Annotated in this window: 13 protein-coding genes; 7 read left to right on the forward strand and 6 right to left on the reverse strand. The window is 63.8% G+C overall.

Annotation, left to right across the window (positions count from 1 at the left end; all coding sequences use genetic code 11):
- The first annotated feature begins 24 nt into the window (after positions 1-24).
- The 5 genes from DK261_RS03065 to ppx all read left to right on the forward strand — a co-directional run bounded on the left by DK261_RS03065 (position 25) and on the right by ppx (position 4593).
- A complete protein-coding gene (locus DK261_RS03065) occupies positions 25-810 on the forward strand; it encodes a transporter substrate-binding domain-containing protein (RefSeq protein WP_016703202.1) in 786 nt (261 codons plus the stop codon).
- Between the two features lie 21 nt (positions 811-831).
- Positions 832-1500, forward strand: coding sequence for an amino acid ABC transporter permease (locus DK261_RS03070; RefSeq protein WP_007926722.1), 669 nt, complete (start codon positions 832-834; stop codon positions 1498-1500).
- Positions 1497-2147 carry an amino acid ABC transporter permease gene (locus DK261_RS03075; RefSeq protein WP_101283902.1) on the forward strand — a complete coding sequence of 217 codons (651 nt, stop codon included), beginning with the start codon at positions 1497-1499 and terminating at the stop codon, positions 2145-2147. The genes DK261_RS03070 and DK261_RS03075 overlap by 4 nt, the downstream gene beginning before the upstream one ends.
- Positions 2134-2868, forward strand: coding sequence for an amino acid ABC transporter ATP-binding protein (locus DK261_RS03080; RefSeq protein ID WP_009051420.1), 735 nt, complete (start codon positions 2134-2136; stop codon positions 2866-2868). Before DK261_RS03075 ends, DK261_RS03080 begins: the two co-directional genes overlap by 14 nt.
- 222 nt (positions 2869-3090) lie before the next feature.
- Entirely contained in the window at positions 3091-4593 is a 1503-nt protein-coding gene (gene ppx, locus DK261_RS03085) for an exopolyphosphatase (RefSeq protein WP_009051421.1), read from the forward strand.
- 169 nt (positions 4594-4762) lie between these two features.
- Here the strand turns inward: ppx and ppk1 are convergent, their stop codons facing one another.
- Positions 4763-6982, reverse strand: coding sequence for a polyphosphate kinase 1 (gene ppk1, locus DK261_RS03090; protein WP_009051422.1), 2220 nt, complete (start codon positions 6980-6982; stop codon positions 4763-4765).
- 18 nt (positions 6983-7000) lie between these two features.
- Positions 7001-8014, reverse strand: a complete 1014-nt coding sequence (gene hemB / locus DK261_RS03095) for a porphobilinogen synthase (RefSeq protein ID WP_110175272.1) — start codon at positions 8012-8014, stop codon at positions 7001-7003.
- A gap of 207 nt (positions 8015-8221) precedes the next feature.
- On the opposite strand from hemB, the gene DK261_RS03100 reads away from it, so the two are divergent.
- Positions 8222-8854: a DedA family protein gene (locus DK261_RS03100; protein WP_009051424.1), complete on the forward strand. Its 633-nt coding sequence runs from the start codon at positions 8222-8224 to the stop codon at positions 8852-8854.
- Here the strand turns inward: DK261_RS03100 and DK261_RS03105 are convergent.
- Complete coding sequence (locus tag DK261_RS03105) at positions 8835-10070, reverse strand: sterol desaturase family protein (protein ID WP_110175273.1); 1236 nt, start codon at positions 10068-10070, stop codon at positions 8835-8837. The genes DK261_RS03100 and DK261_RS03105 overlap by 20 nt on opposite strands.
- Before the next feature lie 113 nt (positions 10071-10183).
- On the opposite strand from DK261_RS03105, the gene elbB reads away from it, so the two are divergent.
- Positions 10184-10852: an isoprenoid biosynthesis glyoxalase ElbB gene (gene elbB, locus DK261_RS03110; RefSeq protein WP_101283906.1), complete on the forward strand. Its 669-nt coding sequence runs from the start codon at positions 10184-10186 to the stop codon at positions 10850-10852.
- Positions 10853-10900: 48 nt separating this feature from the next.
- Here the strand turns inward: elbB and DK261_RS03115 are convergent, their stop codons facing one another.
- The 3 genes from DK261_RS03115 to DK261_RS03125 all read right to left on the reverse strand — a co-directional run bounded on the left by DK261_RS03115 (position 10901) and on the right by DK261_RS03125 (position 14251).
- On the reverse strand, positions 10901-11356 hold the full coding sequence (locus DK261_RS03115) for a YaiI/YqxD family protein (protein WP_016703198.1): 456 nt from the start codon (positions 11354-11356) through the stop codon (positions 10901-10903).
- A 102-nt stretch (positions 11357-11458) separates the two neighbouring features.
- Complete coding sequence (locus DK261_RS03120; protein ID WP_009051428.1) at positions 11459-13357, reverse strand: FTR1 family protein; 1899 nt, start codon at positions 13355-13357, stop codon at positions 11459-11461.
- 261 nt (positions 13358-13618) lie between these two features.
- Complete coding sequence (locus DK261_RS03125) at positions 13619-14251, reverse strand: LysE family transporter (RefSeq protein ID WP_007926706.1); 633 nt, start codon at positions 14249-14251, stop codon at positions 13619-13621.
- Positions 14252-14350: the final 99 nt, after the last annotated feature.

Here is a 14350-nt window from a genome sequence, read left to right on the forward strand (position 1 = left end):
TTCCCGTGAATCCGGAGATTTGCCATGACCAAGCGTTTCAGCGCCCTGCTCTCTGCCCTGTTTGCCAGTCTGATGCTGAGTCAGATGCCCGCCCACGCCAACGGCCTGGACGATGTCGTCGCCCGTGGCACCCTCAAGGTGGCCGTGCCCCAGGATTTCCCGCCGTTCGGCTCGGTCGGTCCGGACATGAAACCCCGCGGCCTGGATATCGACACCGCGAAACTGCTGGCCGACCAGCTCAAGGTCAAGCTCGAACTGACCCCGGTCAACAGCACCAACCGCATTCCATTCCTGACCACCGGCAAGGTCGACCTGGTGATCTCCAGCCTCGGCAAGAACCCGGAGCGCGAGAAGGTCATCGACTTCTCCCAGGCCTACGCACCCTTCTACCTGGCGGTATTCGGCCCGCCCGAGGCGCCGGTCGCCACCCTCGACGACCTCAAGGGCAAGACCATCAGCGTCACCCGTGGCGCCATCGAAGACATCGAGCTGACCGCCGTGGCCCCGCAAGGCGTGACCATCAAGCGCTTCGAGGACAACAACTCGACCATCGCCGCCTACCTGGCCGGCCAGGTCGACCTGATCGCCAGCGGCAACGTGGTGATGGTCGCCATCAGCGAGCGCAACCCGAAACGCATCCCGGCGATGAAGGTCAAGCTCAAGGATTCCCCGGTCTATGTCGGCGTGAACAAGAACCAGCCGGAGCTGCTGGACAAGGTCAACCAGATCCTCACCACCGCCAAGGCCGACGGCAGCCTGGAAAAGAACGCCCAGCTGTGGCTCAAGCAGCCGTTGCCGGCTGGCCTCTGATCGCGGTCGCGGAGGTTATCCATGGCTTATCAGTTCGACTTTCTACCGGTGCTGGAAAACACCGGCCTGCTGCTGCGCGGCGCCCTGTTCACCCTTGAGCTGACCGCCATCGGCGCGCTGCTCGGGGTCGGCCTGGGCATCGTCGGCGCGGTGGTGCGGGCCTGGAAGATCCAGCCCTTCTCGGCCCTCTTCGGCGTCTACGTCGAGCTGATCCGCAACACCCCGTTCCTGGTGCAGCTGTTCTTCATCTTCTTTGGCCTGCCGTCCCTGGGGCTGCAGATCTCCGAGTGGCAGGCGGCAGTGCTGGCAATGGTGATCAACCTGGGCGCCTACTCCACGGAAATCATCCGCGCCGGCATCCAGGCCATCCCCCGCGGCCAGCTGGAAGCCGCGGCGGCCCTGGCCATGACCCGCCTGGAAGCCTTCCGCCACGTGGTGTTGCTGCCGGCGCTGGGCAAGGTGTGGCCGGCCCTGAGCAGCCAGATCATCATCGTCATGCTCGGTTCGGCGGTGTGTTCGCAGATCGCTACCGAGGAGCTGAGCTTCGCCGCCAACTTCATTCAGTCGCGCAACTTCCGCGCCTTTGAAACCTACGCCCTGACCACGCTGATCTACCTGTGCATGGCCCTGCTGATCCGGCAGTTGCTGAACTGGGTCGGGCGCCGCTATATCGCGAGGAGCAGCCAATGAGTGATTTCAGCTTCTGGGACATCGTGCGCAACCTGCTGACCGGCCTGCAATGGACCCTGCTGCTGTCGCTGGTGGCCTTTATCGGCGGCGGGTTGATCGGCTTGCTGATCATGACCCTGCGCATTTCCAAGAAGGCTTTCCCCAGCCATTTCGCCCGCCTGTACATCGAGCTGTTCCAGGGCACGCCGCTGTTGATGCAGCTGTTCCTGGTGTTCTTCGGCATCGCCCTGCTGGGTGTGGATATCTCGCCCTGGCTGGCGGCGGCCATCGCCCTGACGCTGTTCACCAGCGCCTACCTGGCGGAGATCTGGCGCGGCTGCGTCGACTCGATCCCCAACGGCCAGTGGGAAGCCTCCTCCAGCCTGGCGCTCAACCCTTATGAACAGCTGCGCCATGTGATCCTGCCACAAGCTCTGCGGATCGCCGTGGCGCCCACCGTGGGCTTTTCGGTGCAGGTGGTCAAAGGCACCGCGGTGACCTCGATCATCGGCTTCACCGAGCTGACCAAGACCGGCGGCATGCTCGCCAACGCCACCTTCGAGCCCTTCATGGTCTACGGCCTGGTGGCGCTCGGTTACTTCTTGCTGTGCTACCCCCTGTCCCTCAGTGCGCGCTACCTGGAAAGGAGACTGCATGCCTCTGCTTAGAATTTCCGCCCTGCATAAATATTACGGCGACCATCATGTGCTCAAGGGCATCGACCTCAGTATCGAGGAAGGCCAGGTGGTGGCGATCATCGGCCGCAGCGGCTCGGGCAAGAGCACTTTGCTGCGCACCCTCAACGGCCTGGAGTCGATCAACGACGGGGTCATCGAAGTCGACGGCGAATACCTCGACGCCGCCCGCGCCGACCTGCGCAGCCTGCGGCAGAAGGTCGGCATGGTGTTCCAGCAGTTCAACCTGTTCCCACACCTGACCGTCGGCGAGAACGTCATGCTCGCGCCGCAAGTGGTGCAAAAGGTGCCCAAGGCCAAGGCCGCCGAACTGGCGCGCGAGATGCTGAAACGGGTCGGCCTGGAGGAGAAGTTCGACGCCTTCCCCGACCGTTTGTCCGGCGGCCAGCAGCAGCGGGTAGCGATTGCCCGGGCCCTGGCCATGTCGCCCAAGGTGCTGCTGTGCGACGAGATCACCTCGGCCCTCGACCCGGAACTGGTCAACGAAGTCCTGAGCGTGGTGCGCCAGCTGGCCAAGGACGGCATGACCCTGATCATGGTGACCCACGAGATGCGTTTTGCCCGGGAAGTGGGCGACAAGCTGGTGTTCATGCACCAGGGCAAGGTGCATGAAGTGGGCGACCCGAAAGTGCTGTTCGCCAACCCGCAGACGCCGGAGCTGGCGAACTTCATCGGGACCAACGAAAGCGCTTGATGCTGACTGGAGCCGCTGCCGCAGGCTGCGATAAGGCCCGCAGGGCCTTCCTGGGCCCTCAAGAACAACGCCTGCTGCGCAGTCGGTCGCAGCCTGCGGCAGCGGCTACAGGAGCTGTGGTGCAAGGATTCATGCGTTGAATCAACGCATTGGACACTGCGCGTTGGCGCGAGCGATTGATCGTGGCAGGATGGCAAGGTTATCGACCGAGACCCCCAAACCATGCCGCAAACCCAAGCCAAGAATCTGTCCCTGATCGCCGCCATCGACCTGGGCTCCAACAGCTTTCACATGGTCGTGGCCAAGGCTCACCATAATGAAATCCGCATTCTCGAGCGGCTCGGTGAAAAGGTGCAGTTGGCCGCCGGGATCGACGAAGACCGTCAACTCAACGAAGAATCCATGCAGCGCGGGCTCGATTGCCTGAAGCGCTTCGCCCAACTGATCAACGGCATGCCCCTGGGCGCGGTGCGCATCGTCGGCACCAACGCTCTGCGCGAAGCCCGCAACCGCGGCGAATTCATCCGCCGCGCCGAGGAGATCCTCGGCCACCCGGTGGAAGTCATCTCCGGTCGTGAAGAAGCCCGCCTCATCTACCTGGGCGTGTCCCATACCCTCGCCGACACCCCGGGCAAACGCCTGGTCGCCGACATCGGCGGCGGCAGTACCGAATTCATCATCGGCCAGCGCTTCGAGCCGCTGCTGCGCGAAAGCCTGCAAATGGGCTGTGTCAGCTTCACCCAGCGCTATTTCCGCGACGGCAAGATCACCCCGGCGCGCTACGCCCAGGCCTACACTGCGGCGCGCCTGGAAATCATGAGCATCGAACACGCCCTGCATCGCCTGACCTGGGATGAAGCCATCGGCTCCTCGGGCACCATCCGCGCCATCGGCCTGGCGCTCAAGGCCGGCGGCCACGGCAGCGGTGAAGTCAACGCCGAAGGCCTGGCCTGGCTCAAGCGCCGGCTGTTCAAGCTGGGCGACGTGGAGAAAATCGACTTCGAAGGCATCAAGCCGGATCGCCGGGCGATCTTCCCGGCCGGCCTGGCGATTCTCGAAGCCATCTTCGACGCCCTCGAACTGCAGCGCATGGACCATTGCGAAGGCGCCCTGCGCGAAGGCGTGCTCTACGACCTGCTGGGCCGTCATCACCACGAAGACGTGCGCGAGCGCACCCTTGGCTCGCTGATGGAGCGCTATCATGTCGACCTGGAACAGGCTGCCCGGGTCGAGCGCAAGGCGCTCCACGCCTTCGACCAGGTGGCCGAGGACTGGGACCTGGAGGACGGCGTCTGGCGCGAACTGTTGGGCTGGGCCGCCAAGGTCCATGAAGTGGGCCTGGACATCGCCCACTACCATTACCACAAGCATGGCGCCTACCTGATCGAGCACTCGGACCTTGCCGGCTTCTCCCGCGAAGACCAGCAAATGCTCGCGCTACTGGTACGCGGCCACCGCCGCAACATTCCCAAGGACAAGTTCGCCGAATTCGGCGAGGAAGGCAGCAAGCTGATTCGCCTGTGCGTGCTGCTGCGTTTCGCCATCCTGTTCCACCACATCCGCGGCACCCAGGAAATGCCCCAGGTAAAGCTGCACGCCGCCGGCGACAGCCTGGAGGTGATGTTCCCGGCAAACTGGCTGGACGAGAACCAGCTGACCCAGGCCGACTTCGCCCTGGAAGCGGAATGGCTGACCCGGGTCGGCATCACCCTCAACGTGCACTGATCTCTGCGTAGGAGCCGGCTTGCCGGCGAAGAGGCCCTCGAGCCCTGCATCAGCCTTGAGGACGCCTCGCCGGCAAGCCGGCTCCTACAATCCCCAGCCAAGCGATATAACAACAAAAAGGCCAGCCCGATGTTCGGGCTGGCCTTTTTGTTGGCGGCACCTGAGGTGCTCAGCGCACCGCCAGCACCGGGTTGCTCAGGCGCTCCAGCAATGTGGCCTGGGCGCTGCGCGGGTTCTGGTTGCCGGTCGGCGTGTTGCGGATGTAGCGGCCGTCCGACTGCAGGCTCCAGCTGTGGGTGTTATCGGTGAGATAACTTTCCAGCTCCTTCTTGACCCGCAGGATCAGCTTCTTGCCCTCGACCGGGAAGCAGGTCTCGACACGCTTGTCGAGGTTGCGCTCCATCCAGTCGGCGCTGGACAGGAACATCTGCTCCTCGCCGCCATTGAGGAAATAGAACACCCGGGTGTGCTCCAGGAAGCGACCGATGATCGAACGCACATGGATGTTGTGCGACACGCCGGCGATCCCCGGACGCAGGCAGCACATGCCCCGCACCACCAGATCGATGCGCACGCCCGACTGGCTGGCCTTGTACAGCGCGCGGATGATCTTCGGATCGGTCAGCGAGTTGAACTTGGCGATGATGTGCGCCGGCTTGCCGTCCAGGGCGAACTGGGTCTCCCGGGCGATCATGTCGAGCATGCCCTTCTTCAGGGTGAAGGGCGCATGCAGCAGCTTCTTCATGCGCAGGGTCTTGCCCATGCCGATCAACTGGCTGAAGAGCTTGCCGACGTCTTCGCACAAGGCATCGTCGGACGTCAGCAGACTGTAGTCGGTGTACAGGCGGGCGTTGCCGGCGTGGTAGTTGCCGGTGCCCAGGTGGGCGTAGCGCACGATCTCACCGGATTCGCGACGCAGGATCAGCATCATCTTGGCGTGGGTCTTGAAGCCGACCACACCGTAGATCACCACCGCGCCGGCCGCTTGCAGGCGGCTGGCCAGTTGCAGGTTGGACTCTTCGTCGAAACGCGCGCGCAGCTCGATCACCGCGGTGACTTCCTTGCCGTTACGCGCCGCGTCCACCAACGCATCGACGATCTCCGAGTTGGCGCCGCTGCGGTACAGGGTCTGGCGCACCGCCAGCACGTGCGGATCCTTGGCCGCCTGGCGCAGCAGGTCGACCACCGGAGTGAAGGACTCGAACGGGTGCAGCAGCAGGATGTCCTGCTTGCTGATCACGCTGAAGATGTTCTCGCTGTTCTGCAGCAGCTTGGGAATCTGCGGGGTGAACGGCGTGTATTGCAGCTCCGGATGGCTGTCCAGGCCGGTGATGCTGAACAGGCGCGTCAGGTTCACCGGACCGTTGACCTGGTACAGCTCGGTCTCGCTCAGGTTGAACTGCTTGAGCAGGTAGTCGGACAGATGTTTCGGGCAGGTGTCGGCCACTTCCAGACGCACCGCATCGCCGTAACGACGGGAGAACAGCTCGCCGCGCAGGGCGCGGGCCAGGTCTTCGACGTCCTCGGTGTCCACCGCCAGGTCGGCGTTGCGGGTCAGGCGGAACTGATAGCAGCCCTTTACCTTCATGCCCTGGAACAGGTCATCGGCGTGGGCGTGGATCATCGACGAGAGGAATACATAGTTGTCGCCAGGGCCGCCGACTTCTTCCGGCACCTTGATGATCCGCGGCAGCAGGCGCGGCGCCGGGATGATCGCCAGGCCGGAATCGCGGCCGAAGGCGTCGATCCCTTCGAGTTCGACGATGAAGTTCAGGCTCTTGTTCACCAGCAGCGGGAACGGGTGGGTCGGGTCGAGGCCGATCGGGGTGATGATCGGCGCGATCTCGTCGCGGAAGTAACGACGGACCCATGTCTTGAGCTTGGTGGTCCAGTAACGGCGACGGATGAAGCGGACCTGATGTTTCTCCAGCTCCGGCAACAGAATGTCGTTGAGGATCGCGTACTGGCGGTCGACGTGACCGTGCACCAGGTCGCTGATGCGCGCCAGGGCCTGGTGCGGTTGCAGGCCATCGGCACCGGCCTGTTCACGGGCGAAGGTGATCTGCTTCTTCAGGCCGGCGACGCGGATCTCGAAGAACTCGTCCAGGTTGCTGGAGAAGATCAGCAGGAACTTCAGGCGCTCCAGCAACGGGTAGGACTCGTCCAGCGCCTGTTCCAGCACGCGGATGTTGAACTGCAGTTGCGACAGCTCGCGATGGATATACAGGCTGCTGTCATCCAGGCTCGGGATGACCAGGGTCGGCATCGCCACATGCGGCGCGTCCGCTTGCACCGGCGGGGCTTCCAGCTCCGGTGGTGTTTCAACAACCTGCTCGACCACGGGTTGAGCTTCTTTTACGGCAACTTCAGTGAGTCCTTCGGTATTCATCGCGTGTTCCTGGGAGGGCTATTTTTGCTCTCGTAACAATTGAGCAGCACGAACGGCAAAGTAAGTCAGGATGCCATCGGCACCCGCGCGTTTAAAGGCGGTCAAGGACTCGAGGATAACCCCTTCGCTCAACCAGCCATTCTGGATCGCCGCCATGTGCATGGCGTATTCGCCGCTGACCTGATAGACAAAGGTCGGCACCTTGAATTCATCCTTGACCCGCAAAAGGATGTCCAAGTACGGCATGCCCGGCTTGACCATGACCATGTCTGCGCCTTCGGCGAGGTCGGCGGCCACTTCATGCAGGGCTTCGTGGCTGTTGGCCGGGTCCATCTGGTAAGAGGCCTTGTTGGCCTTGCCCAGGTTCAGCGCCGAACCGACCGCGTCGCGGAACGGGCCGTAATAGGCGCTGGCGTACTTGGCCGAATAGGCCATGATCCGCACGTTGACGTGCCCGGCCAGCTCCAGGGCTTCGCGGATCGCCTGGATGCGACCGTCCATCATGTCCGAAGGCGCGACCACCTGGGCGCCGGCTTCGGCATGGGACAGGGCTTGCTTGACCAGCGCATCGACGGTGATGTCGTTCTGCACATAGCCTTCTTCGTCGAGGATGCCGTCCTGGCCGTGAGTGGTGAACGGGTCGAGCGCCACGTCGGTGATCACCCCCAGCTCAGGGAAACGTTCACGCAGCGCGCGGGTGGCGCGCTGGGCAATGCCGTTCGGGTTCCAGGCTTCGGCGGCGTCCAGCGACTTGAGCTGCGCCGGGGTCACCGGGAACAACGCCAGCGCGGGAATCCCCAGCTCGACCCACTGCGCCGCTTCCTCCAGCAACAGGTCGATGGTCAGGCGTTCGACGCCCGGCATCGACGCCACCGCTTCCCGGCGATTCTCACCGTCGAGCACGAATACCGGCAGGATCAGGTCGTCGGTGGTCAGGACGTTTTCACGAACCAGACGACGAGAAAAATCATCACGACGATTGCGACGCAGGCGGGTGGCAGGAAACAAACGGTTGGCTGGGGTAAAGCTCACGACAGACTCCTGAGCCCGCGCAGGCGGGCGAGCGTGACAGTTATAAGCGCCCATTATGACGAACGGATGACAGTTGTGCTTAACCCTGTGACCGGTAGTCGCAGCTATTGTCCAGCCAGCATTTGTTCACGTCGAGACACATTTGGATACTTTCCTCCATGGGCTCGAAGGGTTAGGCTGCGCGTTCATTTCGCCAGCATCCAGACAATGCTCCAACAATTTCTTCAGGAATTCGGCTACTTCGCCCTCTTTCTCGGCACATTCTTCGAAGGCGAGACCATCCTGGTTCTGGCCGGCTTTCTCGCGTTTCGCGGATACATGGATATCAACCTGGTGGTGGTCGTGGCCTTCTTCGGCAGCTATGCCGGCGACCAGCTGTGGTACTTCCTGGGACGCAAGCACGGGCGCAAGCTCCTGGCGCGCAAGCCGCGCTGGCAATTGATGGGCGATCGGGCGCTGGAGCATATCCGCAAGCATCCGGACATCTGGGTGCTGAGCTTCCGCTTCGTCTACGGCCTGCGCACCGTGATGCCGGTGGCCATCGGCCTGTCGGGGTATCCGCCGGGACGTTATCTGTTGCTCAACGGCATTGGCGCGGCGATCTGGGCCGCCGCCCTGGCCGCCGCGGCCTATCACTTCGGCGCCGTGCTCGAAGGCATGCTGGGCAGCATCAAGAAATACGAACTGTGGGTGCTCGGCGCCTTGCTGGTCCTGGGCTTTGCCCTGTGGCTGCGCCGCCGCTTCAAGAATGCGCGGTTGGCCAAGGCGATCTACGAAGCCGAACAGGTCAAACAGAACGAGCAGAACGATTGCTGCAAGTCTAAGACGCCAGTCGAGTAAGGCGCCCCCGACAGCAGTAAAGCGCAATGCCACTGAGCAGGCTGTAACTGATCAGGCCGACCCAGCCCAAGGCGCTGGCCGGCCACAGCCCGACCAGGGGCGCCAGCCACACCAGCGGCAGGTTCGACGCCAGCCGCAGCAACTCCATCTTCAGCGCCCACGGGCGATTCTCCAGCGCCACCCCCAGCACGAACAGACCGAAGGCCATGGCGCTCCAGCCCAGCACCAGGGCCGCGACCGGCAGGCTGTCGCCCAGGTTCATCAGGTAGCTGCCAAAGGCGGCGTACACCGCGAACTGCAACACCACATAAGCCTGCTGCCGGGCATCCAGCGGCACCTCGAACTTGCGGAACTGGCTCAGGTCCGGCTTGCGCAGCGGGTACTGGGCCGCCACATCCGCCGGGCGCCAGCCGGTACGCATGAACCAGATCCGCAGCTTGTCCCACAAGCGCTCGGCACGCCGCGCATCGTCGAGCAACTGGGCATAGAACTGCAGGTTGGCCCACACCGGGTTCCAGCTGGCCAGGGGCGTGGTCACGCCGAAGATCACTGGTTCGTTGTCGTCTTCTTCCTGGAAGGTGCCGAACAGCCGATCCCAAATAATGAACACGCCGCCGTAGTTGCGATCCATGTAGAGAGCGTTCTGTGCATGGTGGGCCCGATGATTGGACGGCGAGACGAAAAACCATTCGAACCAGCCGAGCTTGGGAATGTGCCGGGTGTGCACCCAGAACTGATACAGCAGGTTCAACGCCCCCACGCTGACAAACACCAGCAGCGGCACCCCCAGCACGGCCATCGGCAGGTAGAAGATCCAGCTCAGCAGGAAGCCGGTGCTGGTCTGGCGCAATGCCGTGGAGAGGTTGTAGTCCTCGCTCTGGTGATGCACCGAATGCGCCGCCCAGAGAATGTTGCGCTCATGGCCCATGCGGTGCAGCCAGTAGTAGCAGAAGTCGTAGAGGACAAAGGCGAACACCCAGACCCAGGCGCTCTCGGCCGACAGGCTGAAGAGCCCCAGGTGTTCCAGGGCAAAGGCGTAGGTCACCAGGCCGACCCCCTTGGTCAACAGCCCGGTGGTGGTCGACAAGGCCCCGGTGCTGAGACTGTTGATGGCGTCCGCGACCCGATAGTTGTTCACCCCCCGCCAGCGGTCGACCAGCAGCTCGAGGGCGATCAGCACAAAGAAGAACGGCACCGCATAAAGAATGAAATTCATGACACGACCTGATCGGAATCCTGATCGAAGATTAGGTCGGGCGGCGGGATAACCCTATGGCAACGGGCGACAAATTAGTGGACATTTAACGCCATGAATCTGGAGAAAAAACCATGAGCAAAAAAGTTGCAGTGATCCTTTCCGGCTGTGGCGTCTACGACGGTGCCGAGATCCATGAAAGCGTCATCACCCTGCTGCGCCTGGACCAGCGCGGCGCCCAGGTGCAGTGCTTCGCCCCGAACATCGCCCAGTTGCATGTGATCAACCACCTGACCGGCGCAGAGATGCCCGAGTCGCGCAATGTCCTGGTGGAATCGGCGCGCATCGCCCGTGGCCAGGTGAAAGACATTCGTGAGGCCGACGCCGAAGACTTCGACGCACTGATCGTGCCCGGCGGCTTCGGCGCGGCGAAAAACCTCTCCAACTTCGCTGTGGAAGGGGCCGGTTGCACGGTCCAGCCGGATGTCCTGGCGCTGACCGAAGCCTTCGCCGAAGCCGGCAAGCCGGTGGGCCTGATCTGCATCTCGCCGGCCTTGGCGGCGAAGATCTACGGCCCGGGCGTCACCTGCACCATCGGCAACGACGCCGATACCGCAGCCGCCGTCAGCAAGATGGGTGCGACCCACACAGAGTGCGCCGTCGGCGACATCATCGAGGACAAGGCACGCAAGCTGGTCAGCACCCCGGCCTACATGCTCGCGCAGTCCATCAGCGAAGCGGCGGCCGGGATCAATAAGCTGGTGGATCGGGTGCTGGAACTGACCCACGAAAACGACGAGTAATCCAAAAACCGTGGCGAGCCGGCAAGCGCCCTCGCCTCGCGGGAATCGTCAGGCCTGGCGCGCCAACCGCGTCAGGATGCGGTCCAGGGCATTGGCGAAGGCCTGCTTCTCGCGGTCCCCATAAGCGCCTGGCCCACCACCGACCTGCCCCTGCTCGCGCAGATCGGTAAACAGGTTACGCACCGCCAGCCGCTCACCCATGTTCTGCGCATCGAATTCCTTGCCCCGCGGGTCGAGGGCGGCGACGCCTTTCTTCACCAGGCGGTCGGCCAGGGGCACGTCGCTGCAGATCACCAGTTCGCCCGGCACTGCGTGTTCCACCAGGTAGTCGTCGGCCGCATCCGGGCCGCTGGGCACCACGATCAGCTTGACGCAGGCAAAGGCCGGCTTGATCTGCGGCTGCCCCGCCACTAGCACCAACTCGAACTGACGCTTGAGGGCAAACCTCACCACCTGGTCCTTCGCCGCCTTGGGGCAGGCGTCGGCATCGATCCACACACGCATTGCGTTATTCCTCTGAAAACATCGCGGGCAAGCCGCGCGCCTACAGATCTCGATGAACTGTGGGCGCGCGGCTTGCCCGCGATAATGAGCGAAACGGATGCCTCAGGAAACCTGGGGCCGCCGTTTCTCGGCAATGCGGCTGCGACTGTAGAGCACAATGATCGCCACGATCGCCACCGCCTGTGCCGTCAGCGAGTAGGCATCGGCGTGAATGCCCAGCCAGTCGAAGTCGAAGAACGCCACCGGCCGCGTACCGAAGACTCCGGCCTCCTGCAGCGCCTTGACGCCATGCCCGGCAAACACCACCGACAAGGCGCACAGCAATGCCGCGTTGATGCCGAAGAACAGGGCCAGCGGCAGCTTGGCCGAACCGCGCAGGATCACCCAGGCCAGGCCGAACAGCAGCACCAGCGCCGTGGCGCCGCCGGCCAGCACCGCGTTGTGGCCCGCCGGGCCGGCCTGCAGCCACAGGGTTTCGTAGAACAGGATCACTTCGAACAGCTCGCGATAGACCGAGAAGAACGCCAGCACCGCAAAGCCGAACCGGCCTCCACCGCCCACCAGGCTGCTCTTGATGTAGTCCTGCCAGGCCGCCGCGTGCCGACGGTCGTGCATCCACACGCCGAGCCACAGCACCATGACACTGGCGAACAAGGCCGTGGCGCCTTCCAGCAACTCGCGCTGGGAGCCGCTGACGTCGATCACATAGGCCGCCAGCGCCCAGGTCGCCAGGCCGGCCAGCAAGGCCAGGGCCCAGCCGACGTTGACGCTGCGCACCGCCGATTGCTGGCCGGTATTGCGCAGGAAGGCCAGGATCGCCGCCAGCACCAGGATCGCTTCCAGGCCCTCGCGCAACAGGATCAGCAGGCCGGAAATGTAGCTCAGCGACCAGCTCAGGCCGTCGCTGCCCAGCAGGCCCGCCGACTCTGTCAGCTTGGCCTTGGCGGCAGCCAGACGCTGCTCGGCCTGCTCTGCCGGCAAGCCGTCCTGCAGCGCCTGACGATAGGCCATCAGGGCTTTCTCGGTGTCCTTGCGCACGTTGGCGTCGACGTTGTCGAGGGAGCTTTCCACCAGCTCGAAGCCTTCCAGGTACGCCGCCACCGACAGGTCGTAGGCCTGTTCGCGGTCACCGGCGCGGTAGGCGGCCAGGCTCTTGTCCAAGGTCGAGGCGGTGTAGTCGAGCAGTTGCGCCGGGCCGCGCTTGACCTGGGGTGGCTGGGCGCGCTGGGCACGGAAGGTGGCCGCGGCCTGCGGGCCTTCGGCGGCCTCTACTTCGCTTGGGGTCTGGCGGGCCAGGTCGGCGAGGTTGTAGCTCTTGTCGCCCTTCGCCGCGGCCGGGTCGGCGGTGAAGCCGGCGATATAGGTCGCCAGGTCCCAGCGCTGGCGGTCGTCCAGCTGATCGGCGAACGACGGCATGTCGGTGCCTTCGACGCCCAGGCCGAGGGTGTTGTAGATCGCGTAGAGGCTCAGGTGATCCGTGCGCGCCGCATCCCGCAGGTTGGCCGGTGGCGGCGTCAGGCCAACACCGGCCGGGCCGTCGCCGGCACCGGTGTCGCCGTGACACACTGAGCAGTGCTGGACATACAAAGGCGCGCCACGGCTCGGGTCCGGGGTGATGATCGGGGCCTGGCTGACCTCATAGGCCACCGCCAGCCTGGCGCCCAGCTGCCGCGCCTGGCGGGCGACGAGGGCACCGTCCGCCTTGGCCTTGACCGCCTCGTTCAGGCTGGCGATGCCCTGCTCCAGCTCGGCCTTCTCCGGCTTGGCCGGCAAATCGGCGACCAGCCCCTGCAACACGCCGAGAAACTCGACCTGCTCACGGTACTCGGAGTCATCAATGACCTTGCCCGCCTCGACCGTCGGTGGGTAGTCCGCACCAATGTAGTCGAGCAGGTGCAGCGCCTTGGGCGCGCCTTCTACGGTGTCCGCCAGCAGGTTGGCGCTGCACAGGGCCAATAGCGGCAGCACGAGCCACGCCAGGAAACGGGAGGGGGCAGTCATGAACGAATCTCAAATGGAAATACGAAGTAACACATTGTTCACTTCCAATGAGTTTCACTCAAGCGTTGTCACGCGCGACACCCAGACGCAGTCGCGCCTGATGCCTGGCCAAAGCCTTGAATCACCTGGGGTCCGGGGTTTCCTGAACAAAGATGAAATAAATCCGGACATCACCGGGACCGGTTCATGCTCCCGGATCCCCCGGGGACACAGCCATAAAAAAGGCGCCCTCGATAGGCGCCTTTTTGTAGGGCGAGTCTCTTAGACCGGCGCTTTGCGAATGGTCGCCAGCAAGCCGGCGGCGCCGAGGAACAGACCGGCGAAGGTGCGGTTCATCCGGCGTTGCTGGGTCGGCGTGCGCAGCAGGCGCAGGACCTTGGAAGCCAGGCCGGTGTAGCCGGCCATGACGATCAGGTCGACGGCGATCATGGTCGCGCCGAGGATCAGGTACTGCTTCACCAGCGGCGCGTGGGGATCGATGAACTGCGGCAGGACCGCCAGCATGAACACCAGCGCCTTGGGGTTGCTGATGTTGACCAGGAACCCACGGAACACCAGGGCCAGGGGTTTGCCGATCGGCCGGATCGCGGCGTCGTCGCTCAGGTCGCTGGGCAGCGCGCGCCACTGTTTGACCGCGAGGTAGACCAGGTAAGCCACGCCGAACCATTTGATCGCGTAGAAGGCGGTCGAGGATGCCGCGAGAATCGCCCCCACGCCGGCCGCGACAATCGCAATCTGCATGGCCAGGCCCAGTTGCAGGCCCAGGGCGTTCCAGTAACCGCGCCAGAAACCGTATTGCAGGCCGCAGGACATCGACGCAATCGCGCCGGCCCCCGGGGAAAGGCTGATCACCCAGCAGGCGGCAAAAAACGCCAGCCATGTCTCAAGAACCATCGCACACCTCGGCTCGAATTCGTCGTAGACGCCTAAGCTAATGCGCTGGCGGGCGGATGACCATAGATTTTTGTCGGACAGATACCCCTGACCGACTGT

Source organism: Pseudomonas sp. RW409 (assembly GCF_003184125.1).
Lineage (GTDB): Bacteria > Pseudomonadota > Gammaproteobacteria > Pseudomonadales > Pseudomonadaceae > Aquipseudomonas > Aquipseudomonas chlororaphis_I.

Bases quoted from the DNA above. Each gene is read 5' to 3' on its own strand.
- elbB (WP_101283906.1), top strand. From the start codon at position 10,184: ATGAGCAAAAAAGTTGCAGTGATCCTTTCCGGCTGTGGCGTCTACGAC.
- DK261_RS03100 (WP_009051424.1), top strand. From the start codon at position 8,222: ATGCTCCAACAATTTCTTCAGGAATTCGGCTACTTCGCCCTCTTTCTC.
- DK261_RS03080 (WP_009051420.1), top strand. From the start codon at position 2,134: ATGCCTCTGCTTAGAATTTCCGCCCTGCATAAATATTACGGCGACCAT.
- DK261_RS03115 (WP_016703198.1), bottom strand. From the start codon at position 11,356: ATGCGTGTGTGGATCGATGCCGACGCCTGCCCCAAGGCGGCGAAGGAC.
- DK261_RS03070 (WP_007926722.1), top strand. From the start codon at position 832: ATGGCTTATCAGTTCGACTTTCTACCGGTGCTGGAAAACACCGGCCTG.
- ppx (WP_009051421.1), top strand. From the start codon at position 3,091: ATGCCGCAAACCCAAGCCAAGAATCTGTCCCTGATCGCCGCCATCGAC.
- DK261_RS03105 (WP_110175273.1), bottom strand. From the start codon at position 10,070: ATGAATTTCATTCTTTATGCGGTGCCGTTCTTCTTTGTGCTGATCGCC.
- DK261_RS03125 (WP_007926706.1), bottom strand. From the start codon at position 14,251: ATGGTTCTTGAGACATGGCTGGCGTTTTTTGCCGCCTGCTGGGTGATC.
- DK261_RS03075 (WP_101283902.1), top strand. From the start codon at position 1,497: ATGAGTGATTTCAGCTTCTGGGACATCGTGCGCAACCTGCTGACCGGC.
- DK261_RS03065 (WP_016703202.1), top strand. From the start codon at position 25: ATGACCAAGCGTTTCAGCGCCCTGCTCTCTGCCCTGTTTGCCAGTCTG.
- ppk1 (WP_009051422.1), bottom strand. From the start codon at position 6,982: ATGAATACCGAAGGACTCACTGAAGTTGCCGTAAAAGAAGCTCAACCC.
- DK261_RS03120 (WP_009051428.1), bottom strand. From the start codon at position 13,357: ATGACTGCCCCCTCCCGTTTCCTGGCGTGGCTCGTGCTGCCGCTATTG.